This window comes from Aeromicrobium sp. Root344 (assembly GCF_001425755.1).
In the GTDB taxonomy this organism is placed as follows: Bacteria; Actinomycetota; Actinomycetes; order Propionibacteriales; family Nocardioidaceae; genus Aeromicrobium.
This window is the reverse complement of the sequence record NZ_LMDH01000001.1, coordinates 1,337,116-1,351,494: the sequence shown is the minus strand read 5'-3', so window position 1 is coordinate 1,351,494 and position 14,379 is coordinate 1,337,116. Positions and strand designations below refer to the sequence as shown.

At 69.2% G+C, this 14,379-nt stretch carries 15 protein-coding genes; 12 read left to right on the top strand and 3 right to left on the bottom strand.

The genetic code is table 11. From position 1 onward, the window contains the following. Positions 1-56: 56 nt before the first annotated feature. The 4 genes from ASC61_RS06695 (at position 57) to ASC61_RS06680 (ending at position 3,231) form a co-directional block, all read left to right on the top strand. Positions 57-1,022 carry a phosphotransferase gene (locus ASC61_RS06695; protein WP_157439399.1) on the top strand — a complete coding sequence of 322 codons (966 nt, stop codon included), beginning with the start codon at positions 57-59 and terminating at the stop codon, positions 1,020-1,022. Next, on the top strand, positions 1,019-1,678 hold the full coding sequence (gene aat / locus ASC61_RS06690; protein ID WP_056210561.1) for a leucyl/phenylalanyl-tRNA--protein transferase: 660 nt from the start codon (positions 1,019-1,021) through the stop codon (positions 1,676-1,678). The genes ASC61_RS06695 and aat overlap by 4 nt, the downstream gene beginning before the upstream one ends. A gap of 97 nt (positions 1,679-1,775) precedes the next feature. Continuing rightward, positions 1,776-2,054, top strand: coding sequence for an HU family DNA-binding protein (locus ASC61_RS06685; RefSeq protein WP_056210560.1), 279 nt, complete (start codon positions 1,776-1,778; stop codon positions 2,052-2,054). A 73-nt stretch (positions 2,055-2,127) separates the two neighbouring features. Further along, positions 2,128-3,231: a CPBP family intramembrane glutamic endopeptidase gene (locus ASC61_RS06680; protein ID WP_162243652.1), complete on the top strand. Its 1,104-nt coding sequence runs from the start codon at positions 2,128-2,130 to the stop codon at positions 3,229-3,231. On the opposite strand, the gene ASC61_RS06675 is transcribed toward ASC61_RS06680, so the two are convergent. Further along, a complete protein-coding gene (locus tag ASC61_RS06675; RefSeq protein ID WP_056210558.1) occupies positions 3,228-3,545 on the bottom strand; it encodes a rhodanese-like domain-containing protein in 318 nt (105 codons plus the stop codon). The genes ASC61_RS06680 and ASC61_RS06675 overlap by 4 nt on opposite strands. A gap of 167 nt (positions 3,546-3,712) precedes the next feature. On the opposite strand from ASC61_RS06675, the gene ASC61_RS06670 reads away from it, so the two are divergent. The 4 genes from ASC61_RS06670 to ASC61_RS06655 all read left to right on the top strand — a co-directional run bounded on the left by ASC61_RS06670 (position 3,713) and on the right by ASC61_RS06655 (position 7,100). Next, on the top strand, positions 3,713-4,108 hold the full coding sequence (locus tag ASC61_RS06670; RefSeq protein ID WP_056210557.1) for an ATP-binding protein: 396 nt from the start codon (positions 3,713-3,715) through the stop codon (positions 4,106-4,108). Positions 4,109-4,141: 33 nt separating this feature from the next. After that, entirely contained in the window at positions 4,142-4,981 is an 840-nt protein-coding gene (locus ASC61_RS06665; protein ID WP_056210556.1) for a DUF5926 family protein, read from the top strand. A 45-nt stretch (positions 4,982-5,026) separates the two neighbouring features. Beyond that, entirely contained in the window at positions 5,027-6,427 is a 1,401-nt protein-coding gene (gene lpdA / locus ASC61_RS06660; RefSeq protein ID WP_056210555.1) for a dihydrolipoyl dehydrogenase, read from the top strand. 73 nt (positions 6,428-6,500) lie between these two features. Beyond that, positions 6,501-7,100 (top strand): carboxymuconolactone decarboxylase family protein, encoded by a 600-nt coding sequence (locus ASC61_RS06655; RefSeq protein WP_056210554.1) that lies wholly within the window; start codon positions 6,501-6,503, stop codon positions 7,098-7,100. Here the strand turns inward: ASC61_RS06655 and ASC61_RS06650 are convergent. Continuing rightward, entirely contained in the window at positions 7,063-8,004 is a 942-nt protein-coding gene (locus ASC61_RS06650) for a sigma-70 family RNA polymerase sigma factor (RefSeq protein ID WP_056210553.1), read from the bottom strand. The genes ASC61_RS06655 and ASC61_RS06650 overlap by 38 nt on opposite strands. Positions 8,005-8,007: 3 nt before the next feature. Beyond that, complete coding sequence (locus tag ASC61_RS06645; protein WP_056210552.1) at positions 8,008-9,189, bottom strand: arginine deiminase; 1,182 nt, start codon at positions 9,187-9,189, stop codon at positions 8,008-8,010. Between the two features lie 113 nt (positions 9,190-9,302). On the opposite strand from ASC61_RS06645, the gene ASC61_RS06640 reads away from it, so the two are divergent. The 4 genes from ASC61_RS06640 to ASC61_RS06625 all read left to right on the top strand — a co-directional run bounded on the left by ASC61_RS06640 (position 9,303) and on the right by ASC61_RS06625 (position 14,352). Further along, positions 9,303-10,568, top strand: a complete 1,266-nt coding sequence (locus tag ASC61_RS06640) for a hypothetical protein (RefSeq protein ID WP_056210551.1) — start codon at positions 9,303-9,305, stop codon at positions 10,566-10,568. 77 nt (positions 10,569-10,645) lie between these two features. Then, positions 10,646-11,356 carry an HAD family hydrolase gene (locus ASC61_RS06635; RefSeq protein WP_056210550.1) on the top strand — a complete coding sequence of 237 codons (711 nt, stop codon included), beginning with the start codon at positions 10,646-10,648 and terminating at the stop codon, positions 11,354-11,356. Further along, on the top strand, positions 11,353-13,845 hold the full coding sequence (locus ASC61_RS06630; protein WP_082530499.1) for a glycosyl hydrolase family 65 protein: 2,493 nt from the start codon (positions 11,353-11,355) through the stop codon (positions 13,843-13,845). The genes ASC61_RS06635 and ASC61_RS06630 overlap by 4 nt, the downstream gene beginning before the upstream one ends. A gap of 117 nt (positions 13,846-13,962) precedes the next feature. Then, positions 13,963-14,352 carry a hypothetical protein gene (locus ASC61_RS06625; RefSeq protein ID WP_056210548.1) on the top strand — a complete coding sequence of 130 codons (390 nt, stop codon included), beginning with the start codon at positions 13,963-13,965 and terminating at the stop codon, positions 14,350-14,352. Positions 14,353-14,379: the final 27 nt, after the last annotated feature.

Below are 14,379 nucleotides of genomic sequence, written 5' to 3'. Positions count from 1 at the left end.
CATAGGTGCGGTACGAGCGGCGGCATCTCCGCGCGCGATGGCCCTACGCTGTGGGCATGGCTCGCCCCTTCTCCGAGCGCGTCGTCGGTGACGACTGGCGGCGGGACGCCGAGTCGTGGATCCGTGAGCAGCTGGAGCGGCACGGCGACGCCGTCACCGGACCGATCGACCAGCCCCGCGTACGCCCGTGGTCGACCCAGCTCACGGTCCCGACCGGGTCGGGTCGGCTGTGGTTCAAGGCCAACGCGACAGCGCTGGCGTTCGAGCCGGCGCTGCAGCTCGAGCTGGCACGCCTGGCGCCCGACTCGGTCGACGCCCCGTACGCGATCGACGCGGGTCGCGGCTGGATGCTGACGCGGGACCGGGGCGTCACGCTGCGGGAGACACGGGAGCCGACCGTCGAGGACTGGCAGCGGGTCGTCGTCGAGGTCGCGCGGATCCAGCAGGCCGCCGCACCGCACCGCGAGCGCCTCCTGGCCGCGGGTCTGCCGGACTACTCCCCCGCGACCGTGCTGGACCGGTTCGACCGCGTCGTCGAGATCTTCTCGCAGCATCCCGCCGATCACCCCGCGCACGTCGACGCCGACCTCAGGCTTCGACTGCTCGGTGCTCGCCCGGCGATCGCGGACGCTGTCGAGACACTGAGCCACAGCGCGCTCCCGGCGACGTGGCAGCACGGCGACGTGCACCCGAACAACGTGTTCGCGCTCGACGACGGGTCGATGCGGGTGTTCGACTTCGGTGACGGACAGTGGGCCCACGCAGTCGAGGCGCTGTGCGTGCCCTACGGGTGGATCACCTCGCTGGCGTCGATCCCGTGGGAGCCCGTGCTCGAGGCGTACGCCGGCACGTGGCACCTCGACCCGCGCGACGTCGACGACATGTTCACGACTGTGGAGCTGACCCAGGCCGTCAACCGCGCGGCGAGCTGGTCGGCGTTCCTCGACGAGGCCAGCGCCGCCGAGTGGCAGGACTGGGGCGAGGGGCCGATCCGCCACCTGTCGCGCGTGCTGGACTCATGAGAGTGCGTCAGCCGCTGGAGCCGACGCCGTGGGTCTTCGACCCCGCCGAGTGGCCGCCGGAGGACTGCGTCGCCGCGGGCGCCGACCTCGAGCCCGGCACGCTCCTTGAGGCGTACCGCCGGGGCGCCTTCCCGATGCCGCACGACGGGATGCTGCTGTGGTGGTCGCCGATGCGTCGGGGAGTCCTCGTGCCGTCCGACCTGCGCGTCAGCCGCTCGCTCGCCAGGTCGCGGAGGCGCTACGAGGTGACGATCGACGAGTCGTTCGAGGAGGTCATCGACGCGTGTGCCGACCCGTCGCGCACCGGGGCCTGGATCGACTCGGCGATCCGGGAGGCGTACGTGCGCATGCACCGGCTCGGCTGGGCGCACTCGATCGAGACCCGGGATGCCGACGGGCGGCTCGTCGGCGGACTGTACGGACTGAGCATCGGCGCCTTGTTCGCCGGCGAGTCGATGTTCCACCGTGCGACCGACGCCTCCAAGGTCGCGTTGATGGGACTCGTCGAGGTGGTCGGCGACGAGGGCCTGATCGACACGCAGTGGCGCACCGACCACCTCGGCTCTCTGGGCGTGACGGAGTGGTCGCGGCAACGCTATCTGCGAGCGATCGCCCCCCTCGTCGACGCCGAGCCGCCGGCGCTCTGGCGCCAGTAGCAGGGGTCGAGGGGCGAGACTCCCGTGGGGGCGCGATTGAATCGTCGCCGCGGGTTCATAGACTGTCGATACACCCATTCACTCACAAGGAGCTTTTGTGGCTATCTCACGCAACGACCTCGTCGCTGCCCTCGCTTCGAAGGCCGGCACCAGCAAGGCCGAGGCCGACGCCGTCCTCTCGTCCTTCAGCGAGATCCTGCTCGACTCCGTCAGCAATGGCGAGAAGGTCTCGATCCCCGGCATCCTGTCCGTCGAGCGCGTCCCGCGTGCCGCACGCACGGGTCGCAACCCCTCGACCGGCGAGACGATCGACATCCCCGCCGGCTTCGGCGTCAAGGTGAGCGTCGGCTCGCGCCTCAAGGCCGCCGCCAAGTAACCCAGCACGACATCGCAGCGCCATCGGGACATCCCGGTGGCGCTGTTCCATGTCTGGTGTGAGGATGACCGCCATGTCCACGCGCTATCACCGGCTCGCTCGTGAGACTCCCGCGTACGCGTGGTGGAAGCTGCCGGTGGCCGGTCTCCTCGCGGTCGTGATCTGGATCGGCGCGGGGATCGTCCTGATCCTGGTGGCGTTGATCGTGTTCGCGGCCGGGTCGGGGACTGACACGTTCGATGCCTGGACCGAGGCCGCGGGTGACCTGGACCTGCAGCACCTCGACTTCTTCGCCCTCGACATGCTCTCGCTCGTGATCATGATCCCGGCGGTGCTGTTGGCCGTGCTCATCACGGGTCCACGGCCGATCGGCTACCTCTCGTCGGTCGCCGGCCGCCTCCGCACGGGGTGGCTGGCCCGCACGGCGCTGATCTCGTTCGCGGTGTTCCTCGTGACGATCGGTGGATCCGTCGCGATCGGGGAGCTGACCGACCCGGCCGAGGTCAGCGCGCCACACGTCAGCACCCGGGCGATCGTCGCGATCGGCCTGGTCCTGCTGCTGACCCCGTTCCAGGCAGCGGCGGAGGAGTACGTCTTCCGTGGCTACGTCCTGCAGCTCGTCGGCTCGTGGACGCGGTTCGCGGCCATCCCGGTGATCGTCTCGGTGCCGCTGTTCGTCGCCGGGCACGAGTACGAGCTGTGGGGCCTCGTCGACGTCGGGATCTTCGGCCTCACGGCTGCCGTGCTGACGATCCGCACGGGTGGGCTCGAAGCAGGCATCGCAGCGCACACCGCCAACAACGTCGTGCTGTTCGTGCTCGACGCCCTGGGCATGATCTCGGCGACCGACGACACCGACGCCGGTCCCACCGACCTCATCCCGACGATCATCTCGAGCGTGGCCCTGCTGGTGCTGGTCGAGTGGGCGGCCCGCCGCCACGACCTTCAACGGACTCGTGCACCGATCCCGCCGCCACCGCCACCGCAGGCGCCGATGTGGCCGCCGCCGCCCTACGCCTATTGGTGGCCGCGGGTCCAGCAGGCGTGGCCGCCGGTCCAGCCGCCACCGCAGCAAGCCTGGCCCGCACCGGTCCCTCCGCGGACGCCGACGGTCCATCCCGCCACGCCTGACTATCCGGGAGAGCTGCCGCCGGGCTGGACCCCGAGCTCTCGCTAGCCCGCGATCGGTCGCCCGGCCCGCTCCCAGGCGTCCATGCCGCCCTCGAGGTTGACCACGTCGTGCCCCTGGGCGTGCAGCCACGCGGTCGCCTGGGCGGAGCGGCCGCCGACATGGCAGACCACGAGCGCCCGTGCCGACGGGTCGAGCTCGCCGACGCGGTTGGGCAGCTCGCGGAGCGGGATGTGGATCGCGCCGTCGATGTGACCGGCCGCCCACTCGTGCGGCTCGCGGACATCGAGGACGACGAGATCGGCGGGGATCACCTCCGGAACGCCGTTGATGTCGGTGCTGGGAATGCCGGATTCGCTCATGTCTCCATGGTCTCTCGCACCGTGTGATGCGACACGTACGGGGGTGTTCTTTGCCCGGGGAGTAGCGATGAACCCCTCCGAGTAGTTACTTTGGGCTATACAGGTGTCGCCATTCGCCCTTGCGAATCCAGCGACGCCTCCTGTTCCGCGGCAGATGGGTGGTGGTCATGAAGGTTCATGACACCATCCGCCTACCCTTCGTCGCCTCGACGCCGGGCGTCGCGCGCACCCGGCTCGCCGCGTTCCTCACGGTCAACCGGGCGTCCGCCGAGGTCATCGACAACGCCCTCATCGTGATCAGCGAGATGATCGCCAACGCGGTCTGTCACGGCGTACCCACGTCCGACGGCACGATCGAGATCTCGTGGGCGATCAATGGCACGCTGCTCGAGCTGAGCGTCTACGACGCCGGCAAGGGTGGCTCCCTCAAGCCGATCGACTTCGACGAGGACTCGCTCAGTGGGCGTGGGCTGTCGATCATCAACCGGGTCGCCGACCGCTGGTGGGTCGACATGTCGACCGGCACCCGGGTCAACGCCGAGCTCGGCCTCAGCCCCCACTGATCGGCTCGACCCGGTCGCCTAGACTCGCCCGTCATGGGCAAGAAGTCGCGACTCAAGAACAAGGCCGCCAAGAAGGAACGCATGCCGTTCGTGGCGCGCACCTTCGAGGGACTCCCCAACGAGGGCGACTGGATCGCCCTGCGCGAGTTCGTCCCCTCGGCGTCGGCGACCATCACGTTGGCCTCCGGCCGGACCGTCCGCATCTGCTCGCTGCTGCCGGGCAACGGCGCCGGCATCGTGCGCCCCGACGGTGAGATCTGGGTGGGTCTGCAGGTCGCGCACAACTTCGGCGACATCAGCCGCGACCTCGCGTACGTCGTGGAGACCGCGCTCGAGATGGAGCCGGGCCAGCCTGTGCGCATGACGGAGCCCGGCGTCGGTTCGCGGCTCCAGGACCTCATCGATCCGTCGAGCAGCTTCGACGTCGCGGTGCACGAGGGCTTCGACTACTGGGTCGAGGGCACCGACGAGCGGCCGGAGACGGCAGAGCTGCTCGCCGAGGCCAACCAGACGATCGCCCCCACGGTCAGGCTGGAGTCGGTCGACTCGGCCTACTGGACCGAGATGGGGCCGCAGCGCTTCCTGCGTTGGGTCATGACCGACGACGAGACCCCGCTGCTCGACGCCCTCGCCCGCCTCAAGGTGCGCGGCGAGGAGACGCTGGGCGAGGGCACCAAGCTGATCGGCCACTTCCGCGCGCACGGCCGGCTCGTACCGGTCTGGGAGTTTGACGCATCTGCCGCTGACCTGGAGAAGCCCGCCCTGGAGTTCCGCGGGCGCCTCGAGGCTGCTCTCGCCGAGGACGCGCCGCTGACCTCCGAGCAGCGCTCGGCTCGCGCCGCCCTGCTGAGCGGCCAGGTCCAGATTCGCTGAAGGTCCCGGGGGAATCTCATGGTCGGCCTAGCGGTTGAATGAGGCATGACGAGTTCCTTTGACGTGGTCGTGCTCGGCGCCGGCCCCGGTGGATATGTGGCCGCGGTTCGCGCCGCCCAGCTCGGCCTGAGCGTGGCCGTGGTGGAGGAGAAGTACTGGGGCGGTGTGTGCCTCAATGTCGGGTGCATCCCGTCGAAGGCGCTGCTCCGCAACGCCGAGCTCGCGCAGATCTTCACGCATCACGCCGACACGTTCGGCATCCGCGGCGACGTCAGCTTCGACTACGGCGTTGCGTTCGACCGCAGCCGTGAGGTCGCCGACGGGCGGGTCAAGGGCGTCCACTTCCTCATGAAGAAGAACGGGATCACCGAGCTCGACGGCCGCGGGACGTTCACCGGTCCCCACTCCCTCGAGGTCGCCCTGACGGCCGGCGGCACCGAGACCGTCGAGTTCGCCAACGCGATCATCGCGACGGGCTCGACCGTGCGCATGCTGCCCGGTGTCAAGCCCAGCACCAACGTCGTGACGTACGAGGAGCAGATCCTCGACCGCGACCTGCCCCGCACGATGCTGGTCGTCGGCGCGGGTGCGATCGGCATGGAGTTCGCGTACGTGCTCAAGAGCTACGGCGTGGACGTGACGATCGTGGAGTTCCTCGACCGGGCCCTGCCCTACGAGGACGTCGAGGTCTCCAAGGAGATCACCAAGGCCTACCGCAAGCTCGGCATCCCGATCCTGACGTCGACCAAGGTCGAGTACGTGACCGACCACCACGACGGCGTGACCGTGACCTACACGGGCAAGGACGGCACCAGCACCACGATCGAGACCGACCGGGTCCTGGTGTCGGTGGGCTTCGCGCCTCGTGTCGAGGGCTTCGGGCTCGAGACCACAGGGGTCGAGCTGACCGAGCGAGGCGCCATCGCGATCGACGGACGTATGCGGACGAACGTCCCGCACATCTACGCGATCGGCGACGTCACGGCCAAGCTCCAGCTCGCGCACGTGGCGGAGGCGCAGGGTGTCGTCGCCGCCGAGACGATCGGCAACGCAGAGACGCAGGAGCTCGGCGACTACCGGATGATGCCGCGCGCGACGTTCAGCCAGCCTCAGGTCGCGAGCTTCGGGCTCACCGAGCAGCAGGCACGCGACGAGGGCTACGACGTCAAGGTCGCCAAGTTCCCGTTCACCGCCAACGGCAAGGCGCAGGGACTCGGCGAGCCCGGCGGGTTCATCAAGCTCATCGCCGATGGTGAGCACCTCGAGCTGCTGGGCGGTCACCTGATCGGCGCCGACGTCGCCGAGCTGTTGCCCGAGCTGACTCTGGCGCAGAAGTGGGACCTCGGCGCGCTCGAGCTGGCCCGCAACGTGCACACGCACCCGACGCTCAGCGAGGCGCTGCAGGAGGGCTTCCACGGCCTTGCCGGCCACATGATCAACCTGTAGCTGTCACATCCCTGCGGGGTGCGCCGTCTGGGGGGTGAGCGGCGCAAGGGGCGCCGCAGGACAGGAGAATCCCATGCCTCGCATCCCCGCTCTCGCCCCCAAGGACGCCGGCGCGATCGTCAGGATCGGCTACCGCATGGCGCGCAAGCAGGTCGGCGAGGTGCCCGAACCGTTCGCGATCATGGCGCACCACCGCAAGATCTTCATGCTCGCCGCACGGCACGAGCTCGCGCTGCAGAAGGCCATGCGCGTCGTGCCGGCACCGCTCATCGAGCTCGCGGTCTATCGCACGGCGTGGACCGTCGGTTGCTCGTGGTGCGTCGACTTCGGCGCGATGCTGCAGCGCCTCGAGGGCCTCGACATCGACCGGCTCAAGGAGATCGGCGAGTTCGAGACGTCCGACAAGTTCACCGAGGCCGAGCGGGAGGTCATCCGCTACTCCGACGCGATCACCGCGACGCCGACCGAGGTGACCGACGAGCAGGTCGCCTCGCTGGTCGAGAAGTACGGCCACGCCGGCGTGCTCGAGCTGACGTACCAGATCACGCACGAGAACCAGCGCGCCCGGATGAACCACGCGCTCGGGATCACCGACCAGGGCTTCAGCTCCGGCGACGCCTGCCGGGTGCCGTGGGCTACTGAACCGGCCGAGCCGGCCAGTCAGGGAGCCTGACGCCCGACCACTTCTCGGGGTTCGCGATGTCGTACGTCGCGCAGACCAGGCCGTCGCGCACCGCGAACCCCGCGACGCGTGGGGGCGAGCTGTTGCGCGCTGTGTCGCCCTGCCACCCGAAGGTGGCGACGCCCAGCTGGCCGTTGACCCGGACGAGCTCCATGCTGGTGAGCGCATCGGGGCCGTAGCGCTTGAGCAGGCCGAGGTAGAACCGGGCGAACTTCTCGGCACCGTGGATCACGTTGACCGCGGTGTTGGTGGTGCCGTTGGCGTCGCCCATGACCAAGGCGTCGGGATGCAGGGTCGCCAGCACGGCGTTGAGGTCGCCGGTCGCCATCGCCTCGAGGAACCGGCTGACGGCGGCGTTGTGCTCCTCGTCAGGAACCGGAGGCGGCGGGTCCGCCACTGTCCGGCGGGCGCGAGAGGCGAGCTGGCGCGCGTTGGCCGCCTGGATGCCGAGCACCTCGGCGATCTCGTCGAACGGGACGCCGAACGCATCGTGCAGCACGAACGCGACGCGCTGGTCGGGCGGTAGGACGTCGAGCACGACGAGGGCCGCGAAGCGGTTGTCCTCGTCGCTGACGACCGTCTCGAGCGGATCCCGTGCGATGTCACCGGAGCTCGTCGACGAGGTGATCGGCGTGACGATCGGCTCGGGCAGCCACTGTCCGACGTACGTCTCGCGCCGCGCGGCGGCCGAGGTCAGCCGATCGAGGCACAGGCGGCTGACGACCGTCGTGAGCCACGCCTGCAGGTTGTCGATCGACGTGCGTGTCGAGGCGCGGTCGAGCCGGAGCCAGGCCTCCTGGACCGCGTCCTCGGCGTCCGCGACGCTACCGGTCAGCCGGTAGGCGACGTTGATCAGGCGCGGGCGTTCAGCCTCGAACGTGTCGACAAGGGTCATGGCTCAGTCGCGCTCCATCGGACAGGACATGCAGCGTGGACCACCCCGACCCGAGCCGAGCTCTGAGCCGCTGATCGCCACGACCTCGATGCCGTGCTCCTCGAGCCGCGCGTTGGTCTGCTCGTTGCGCTCGTACGCGACGGCGAGCCGCGGACCGATCGCCAACGTGTTGTTGCCGTCGTCCCACTGCTCGCGCTCGGCGGTGACCGGGTCGAGCCCGGTGTCGATCTGGTGCAGCGTCTCGATGCCCATGGCCCGCGCCGCGGCGGTGAAGAACGACTGCTCGTCGGCCACGACCAGCTCGTCTCCCGCGAAGGTCACGGCATGGGCGCGGAGGTTGTCGGCCATGTTGGGATAGATCACCACGGTGTCGACGTCGACCATCGTGACGATCGTGTCGAGGTGCATCGTGGCCCGCTCCTGCGCGATCGGCACGGCCAGCACAGTGCGGGCGAGCCCGCCGGTCAGCACCTGTCGGGCGAACCGCTCGAAACCGGCCGGAGTCGTCCGCTCGCCGACGCCGACCGCGATCACGCCGGGTGCCAGGAGCAGCACGTCGCCACCCTCGACGTGCTCGAGATGCGGGCCGTGGACACGGGGCACCCCGGAGAACCGCGGATGGTGCTCGTAGATCAGCCCGGTCAGCTGGGTCTCCCGCACGCGTGCCGGCATCGCCAGGCTCGTCACCGCGACGTGACCTGGCAGCCATACCGACGAGTCGCGGGTGAACAGCAGGTTGGGCAGTGGCTCGATGAGGAAGTCCTCGGGCGGCAGCAGGCTCGTGACGATGCTGCGGAAGCTGGTGACCTCGTCGTTGCGTAGGCCGGCCGTCAGCGTCAGCGCGAGCTCCTCGGGCGCGAGGTCCGTCATGACCCGGGCGATGTGCCGGCGCAGCCCGTCGCCGAGCTGGAGGCTTGCGGTCGTGCTCTCGATGATCGTCGCGCGCGCCTCCTCGACAGCCAGGGCCTCGATCAGGAGCTCGACGAGGTAGAGCACCTCCACGTCGCGGTCGCGCAGCGCCTGGGCGAAGGCATCGTGCTCGTCCTGCGCGCGGCCGAGCCACGGGATGCCGTCGAACAGGAGCTGGTCGTTGTTGCGGGGCGTCAGGCGGCCGAGCTCGGGGCCGGGCCGGTGCAGCATGACCGTACGCAGGCGACCGACTTCGCTGTCCGCTCCGAGACCCATGCAGTCACCCTAGATGACGTCGGCAGCAGGGAAGTCTGCCGATTCTGCTGCTTTGACGGAAAGCCTGTTCTAGTGTCGACGTCGAGGGACTTACGACACCTGGAGACACTCCCATGAACATCCTCCACACCCGTTCACTCCGTCGCGCCGCTGCGCTGCTCTTGACCGCCGTGTGCGTGGTCGGCGTCGCACCGTCGAGGGCGAGCGCGGCTGACCCGGATCCGACCGGCATCGACCTGGGCAGCCTCCTCTGCCGCATCGGGCTCGGCTCGATGGTCAACACCGCGCCGCCGACGATCTCCGGCACCGTCAAGGTCGCCTCGACGCTGACCGCGAGCCCTGGCACCTGGTCCCCGACGGGTGCGACGTTCACCTACCAGTGGCTGGCTGACGGGGCGCCCGTCACGGAGGCCACGGCCTCGCCGACGTACGTGGTCCCGGGTGGCGCTGTCGGCAAGAAGCTCTCGGTCAAGGTCACGGCGTTGAAGTGCATGAAGAACCCCGGCACCGCCACGAGCGCGCAGACCGCCGCCGTGCCCGCGCTGACGAACCTCGGCTACGCCGTTCCGACGATCACAGGCACGGCCAAGGTCGGTCAGACGCTGACCGCCAACGAAGGCGCCTGGACTCCTGACGGCATCGCCTTCACCTACAAGTGGCTCGCCGACGGCACGGCCATCACCGGGGCGACCGCCAAGACGTACGTCCCGACGGCGGCTGACGTCGGCAAGCGCCTCCAGGTGACCGTCACGGGCAGCAAGGCCGGCTACCTCACGACGTTCTCCACCAGCCAGGCCACGGCAGCCGTCACGCCGGCCACGGCGGTGCCGGTCGCCAACACGGTGGCTCCCACGATCAGCGGCACTCCCAAGGTCGGCGAGAAGCTGACCGTCAGCCCCGGCACGTGGACGCCGACCGGCGTGACGTTCACCTATCAGTGGCTCGCCGACGGAGTTGCCATCACGGGTGCCAACGGCACGTCCTTCACCCCGGGCACCTCGCGCGCGGGCACGAAGCTCTCGGTCGCGGTGACCGGATCCAAGACCGGCTACACGTCCGCGACGGTCACCACTGCGCAGACCGCCCCGCTCGCCCAGCTCGACCAGCTGGGGTACGCCACGCCGACGATCACCGGCACGGCCAAGGTCGGTCAGACGCTGACCGCCAACGAGGGCACCTGGACGCCGGACGGCATCACGTTCACCTACCAGTGGTACTCCGAGGGCGTTCTCGTTGCCGGAGCCACGTCGAAGACGTACGTGCCCACTGCGGCTGACCTGAACAAGCGGATCCAGGTCCGGGTCACCGGAGCCAAGACGGGCTACCTCACGACGTTCGTCACGAGTGCGCCGACCGTGAGAGTCGTCGCGGCGGGCTGACGTCGGGCCAATTCTGTGTCGAGCGACGCACCCCGTTTTTTAACGGTCGTGGCCCTCTCGGGCATACGCTCGTCCGTGTGGATTGGAACGACTACGACGCTGCGCTCTTCGACCTCGACGGCGTGATCACGCCGACGGCCGAGGTGCACATGCGCGCCTGGGCCCAGATGTTCGGCGACTTCCTCAAGGAGCGGGGCATCGCCGAGCCGTACACCGACGACGACTACTACACGTACGTCGACGGCAAGCCGCGCTACGAGGGTGTCAGGTCGTTCCTTGCGAGTCGCGAGATCGAGCTGCCCGAGGGCGATCCCAACGATCCTCCGTCGTCCGCGTCTGTCGCCGGTCTCGGCAACCGCAAGAACGCCGACTTCGAGCAGATCCTGGAGACCGACGGCGTCGACCCCTATCCCGGCTCGGTGGCGCTGGTCAACGCTCTCGTCGAGCGCGGCACCAAGATGGCGATCGTGTCGAGCTCGCGCAACGCCAAGCCCGTCCTGCGCGCCGCCATGATGATCGACTTCTTCCCCGTCATCGTCGACGGTTCCGTGGCGGCCGAGCGCGGGCTCGCCGGCAAGCCGCAGCCCGACACCTTCCTCGACGCCGCCGAGCAGCTCGGCGTCCCCAAGGAGCGGGCCGTCGTGTTCGAGGACGCGCTGTCGGGTGTCGCCGCCGGGCACGCCGGTGACTTCGGCCTCGTGGTGGGCGTCGACCGCGGCGTGGGTCCCGACAAGCTGCTGGACCACGGCGCCGACGTCGTGGTCCAAGACCTCGGGGAGCTCGTATGACCATGACCGGGCCCTCGCACGTCGCGCCCCAGATCCACGACTTCCTCGACCGCACCCGCTACCCGGTCGACGAATGGGCGCTGATCGAGAACAACATCAACAGCGAGGACCTCGGCACGACCGAGACGCTGTTCTCGGTCGGCAACGGCTACCTCGGCCTGCGGGGCAACGTCGACGAGGGCCGTGACTCCTACTCGCACGGCACCTACATCAACGGCTTCCACGAGACCTGGCCGATCCAGCACGCCGAGGAGGCCTTCGGCTTCGCGCGCGTGGGCCAGACGATCGTCAACGCGCCCGACGCCAAGGTCATCCGCCTCTACGTCGACGACGAGCCGTTGCTGCTGCAGATCGCCGACCTCATGGAGTACGAGCGCCGCCTCGACTTCCGCGCCGGCGTGATGTCCCGCGAGATCCTGTGGCGTACGCCCGGCGGCAAGCGGGTCCAGATCCGCTCGCGCCGCATGGTGTCGTTCACGCAGCGGCACCTCGCGATCATGACGTTCGAGGTCACGATGCTCGACGACTACGCCCCCGTGGCGATCTCGTCGCAGATCCTCAACCGCCAGGACGGGGAGGACGAGTACCACGTCCGCGCCAAGGCGATGGGCGAAGGCGTCGACCCCCGCAAGGCCAGCAGCATGCGGCACCGCGTGCTGCTGCCGCAGAGCAACTCGGGCAACGTGGCCGACGGCCGCGTGGGACTGGGCTACCAGTGCGCCGAGAGCGGCATGACGATCGCCGTCGCGGCGGATCACCGCCTCGAGACCGCCAACAACTACACCAAGCGCATCCAGACCGACGACGACCTGGCCAAGATGACCTATCGGATCGACGCCGAGCCGGGGCAGCCGATCACGTTGACCAAGATGGTCAGCTATCACACATCCCGCGGGGTGCCGTCGCGCGAGCTGCTCGACCGCTGCACGCGTACGCTCGACCGCGCCCAGACCGAGGGTCTTGACCAGCAGCTGGCCGACCAGCGCCAGTGGCTCGACGACTTCTGGGAGCGCTCGGACGTCGAGGTCCCGGGCCAGCCCGAGGTGCAGCAGGCCGTGCGGTGGAACCTCTTCCAGATCGCGCAGGCCTCGGCGCGCGCCGAGGGCACCGGCATCCCCGCAAAGGGCGTGACGGGTTCGGGCTACGGCGGTCACTACTTCTGGGACACCGAGGTCTACGTCCTGCCGTTCCTGACCTACACGACGCCGCGCGCGGCCCGCAACGCGTTGCGCTTCCGTTACACGTTGCTCGACGCGGCCCGCAACCGGGCGAAGCAGCTGGCCCAGCACGGTGCGCTGTTCCCGTGGCGGACGATCAACGGCGAGGAGGCCTCGGCCTACTACGCCGCCGGCACGGCGCAGTATCACATCGACGCCGACATCTCGTACGCGTTGAGCCAGTACCTCGCGGCGACCGGCGACATCGACTTCCTGACCCGCGAGGGCATCGACGTGCTGGTCGAGACCGCCCGGATGTGGGTCGACCTCGGCTTCTGGCGCAACGAGGAGGACGGCACGTTCCACATCCACGGCGTGACCGGTCCCGACGAGTACACGACGGTCGTCAACGACAACCTCTTCACCAACGTCATGGCGCGCTTCAACCTGCGCCGAGCCGCCGAGGCCGTTCGTGAGCTGGCGATCCGCGACGGTCGCGAGTACGACCGCGTCGTCAAGCGCCTCGAGCTCGACGAGCGTGAGGTCGCCGACTGGGAGCGGGCCGCCAGCGACATGGCGATCCCCTATGACGAGCACCTCGGCGTGCACCCGCAGGACCAGCACTTCCTCGAGCGCGAGGTGTGGGACCTGGCGAACACGCCGATGGACAAGCGGCCGCTGCTGCTGCACTACCACCCGCTCGTGATCTACCGGTTCCAGGTGCTCAAGCAGGCCGACGTCGTGCTGGCGCTGTTCCTCCAGGGCGACCAGTTCGATCCCGAGGAGAAGCGCGCCGACTTCGAGTACTACGACCCGATCACGACAGGCGACTCGACGCTGTCCGCAGTCGTGCAGTCGATCATCGCGGCCGAGGTCGGCTATCACGACCTGGCCCTGCGCTACTTCCTCTCGGCCCTGTTCGTCGACCTCGCCGACCGGCACCACAACACCTCCGACGGCGTGCACGTCGCGTCGACGGGTGGCGTGTGGAGCGCGCTGGTCAACGGCTTCGGCGGCTTCCGCGACTACCAGGGCGTGTTCACCCTCGACCCGCGGCTCCCCGAGTCGTGGGACTCGCTGATCTTCCGCGTCACGCTGCACGGCACGCGCGTGCGTGTCACGGTGCTGCCCGACCGCGTGGAGCTCTGCGTCGAGGAGGGCAAGGAGGCCACGATCGCGGTCCGCGGCCACGAGGTCACGGTGCTGCCGGGCGATCCGGTGACGGTGCCGCTCGACGGTCAGGGTCCGCGCATCGAGGGCGAGCCGTCCCCGGTCCCCGGCCGCCGGCGCGCCGACGGCACGATCATCTCCGCGATCGTCCCCGGAACCTGACGACCAGGATCAGGTTGTCTGGTCCTTTCGAGTCATAAATCCGCTGTTCGAACGTCTCATGAGTGCAAACGACCTACCCTGAAATTGGGAGTCGAGGCGTATCGAGAGGCAGACGCAGTGATCACCGTGATGTGGAAGACCGCCGAGGGCGAGACCGGCGAGGTCATGCTCGACGGCGACGCCAAGTGGACCTTCGGGCGTACGGGCGGGGTCGAGGACCTGACCGTTGCGGTCGACAACCCCGCGGTCAGCCGTACGGCTCTGGTCATCCGCGACGCGGGTCCGGGTCCCGTCGTGTTCCGGGGCCAGATCGACAACGGCGCCAAGGTCGCGCTCGTGAGCGTCATCGGCTCGATCACCTGGCTCGACGAGGGCACCGCCGGCAACCTGACCGCCGAGGAGAACCGCGTCGAGTTCTCGATCAACGACGAGGTTCTCCTGACGATCGACGTCGAGTTCGAGCAGCGCGGCAGCGTCGTCGAGCGACAGCAGTCCACCGACGCCTGACCCCAGGTCTTCGAGTTCGACACGCGG

Excerpts from the sequence above, each read along its gene's own strand:
- lpdA (WP_056210555.1), top strand. The coding sequence starts at position 5,027 with ATGACGAGTTCCTTTGACGTGGTCGTGCTCGGCGCCGGCCCCGGTGGA.
- ASC61_RS06650 (WP_056210553.1), bottom strand. The coding sequence starts at position 8,004 with ATGACCCTTGTCGACACGTTCGAGGCTGAACGCCCGCGCCTGATCAAC.
- aat (WP_056210561.1), top strand. The coding sequence starts at position 1,019 with ATGAGAGTGCGTCAGCCGCTGGAGCCGACGCCGTGGGTCTTCGACCCC.
- ASC61_RS06640 (WP_056210551.1), top strand. The coding sequence starts at position 9,303 with ATGAACATCCTCCACACCCGTTCACTCCGTCGCGCCGCTGCGCTGCTC.
- ASC61_RS06665 (WP_056210556.1), top strand. The coding sequence starts at position 4,142 with ATGGGCAAGAAGTCGCGACTCAAGAACAAGGCCGCCAAGAAGGAACGC.
- ASC61_RS06670 (WP_056210557.1), top strand. The coding sequence starts at position 3,713 with ATGAAGGTTCATGACACCATCCGCCTACCCTTCGTCGCCTCGACGCCG.
- ASC61_RS06645 (WP_056210552.1), bottom strand. The coding sequence starts at position 9,189 with ATGGGTCTCGGAGCGGACAGCGAAGTCGGTCGCCTGCGTACGGTCATG.
- ASC61_RS06695 (WP_157439399.1), top strand. The coding sequence starts at position 57 with ATGGCTCGCCCCTTCTCCGAGCGCGTCGTCGGTGACGACTGGCGGCGG.
- ASC61_RS06675 (WP_056210558.1), bottom strand. The coding sequence starts at position 3,545 with ATGAGCGAATCCGGCATTCCCAGCACCGACATCAACGGCGTTCCGGAG.
- ASC61_RS06655 (WP_056210554.1), top strand. The coding sequence starts at position 6,501 with ATGCCTCGCATCCCCGCTCTCGCCCCCAAGGACGCCGGCGCGATCGTC.
- ASC61_RS06680 (WP_162243652.1), top strand. The coding sequence starts at position 2,128 with ATGTCCACGCGCTATCACCGGCTCGCTCGTGAGACTCCCGCGTACGCG.
- ASC61_RS06630 (WP_082530499.1), top strand. The coding sequence starts at position 11,353 with ATGACCATGACCGGGCCCTCGCACGTCGCGCCCCAGATCCACGACTTC.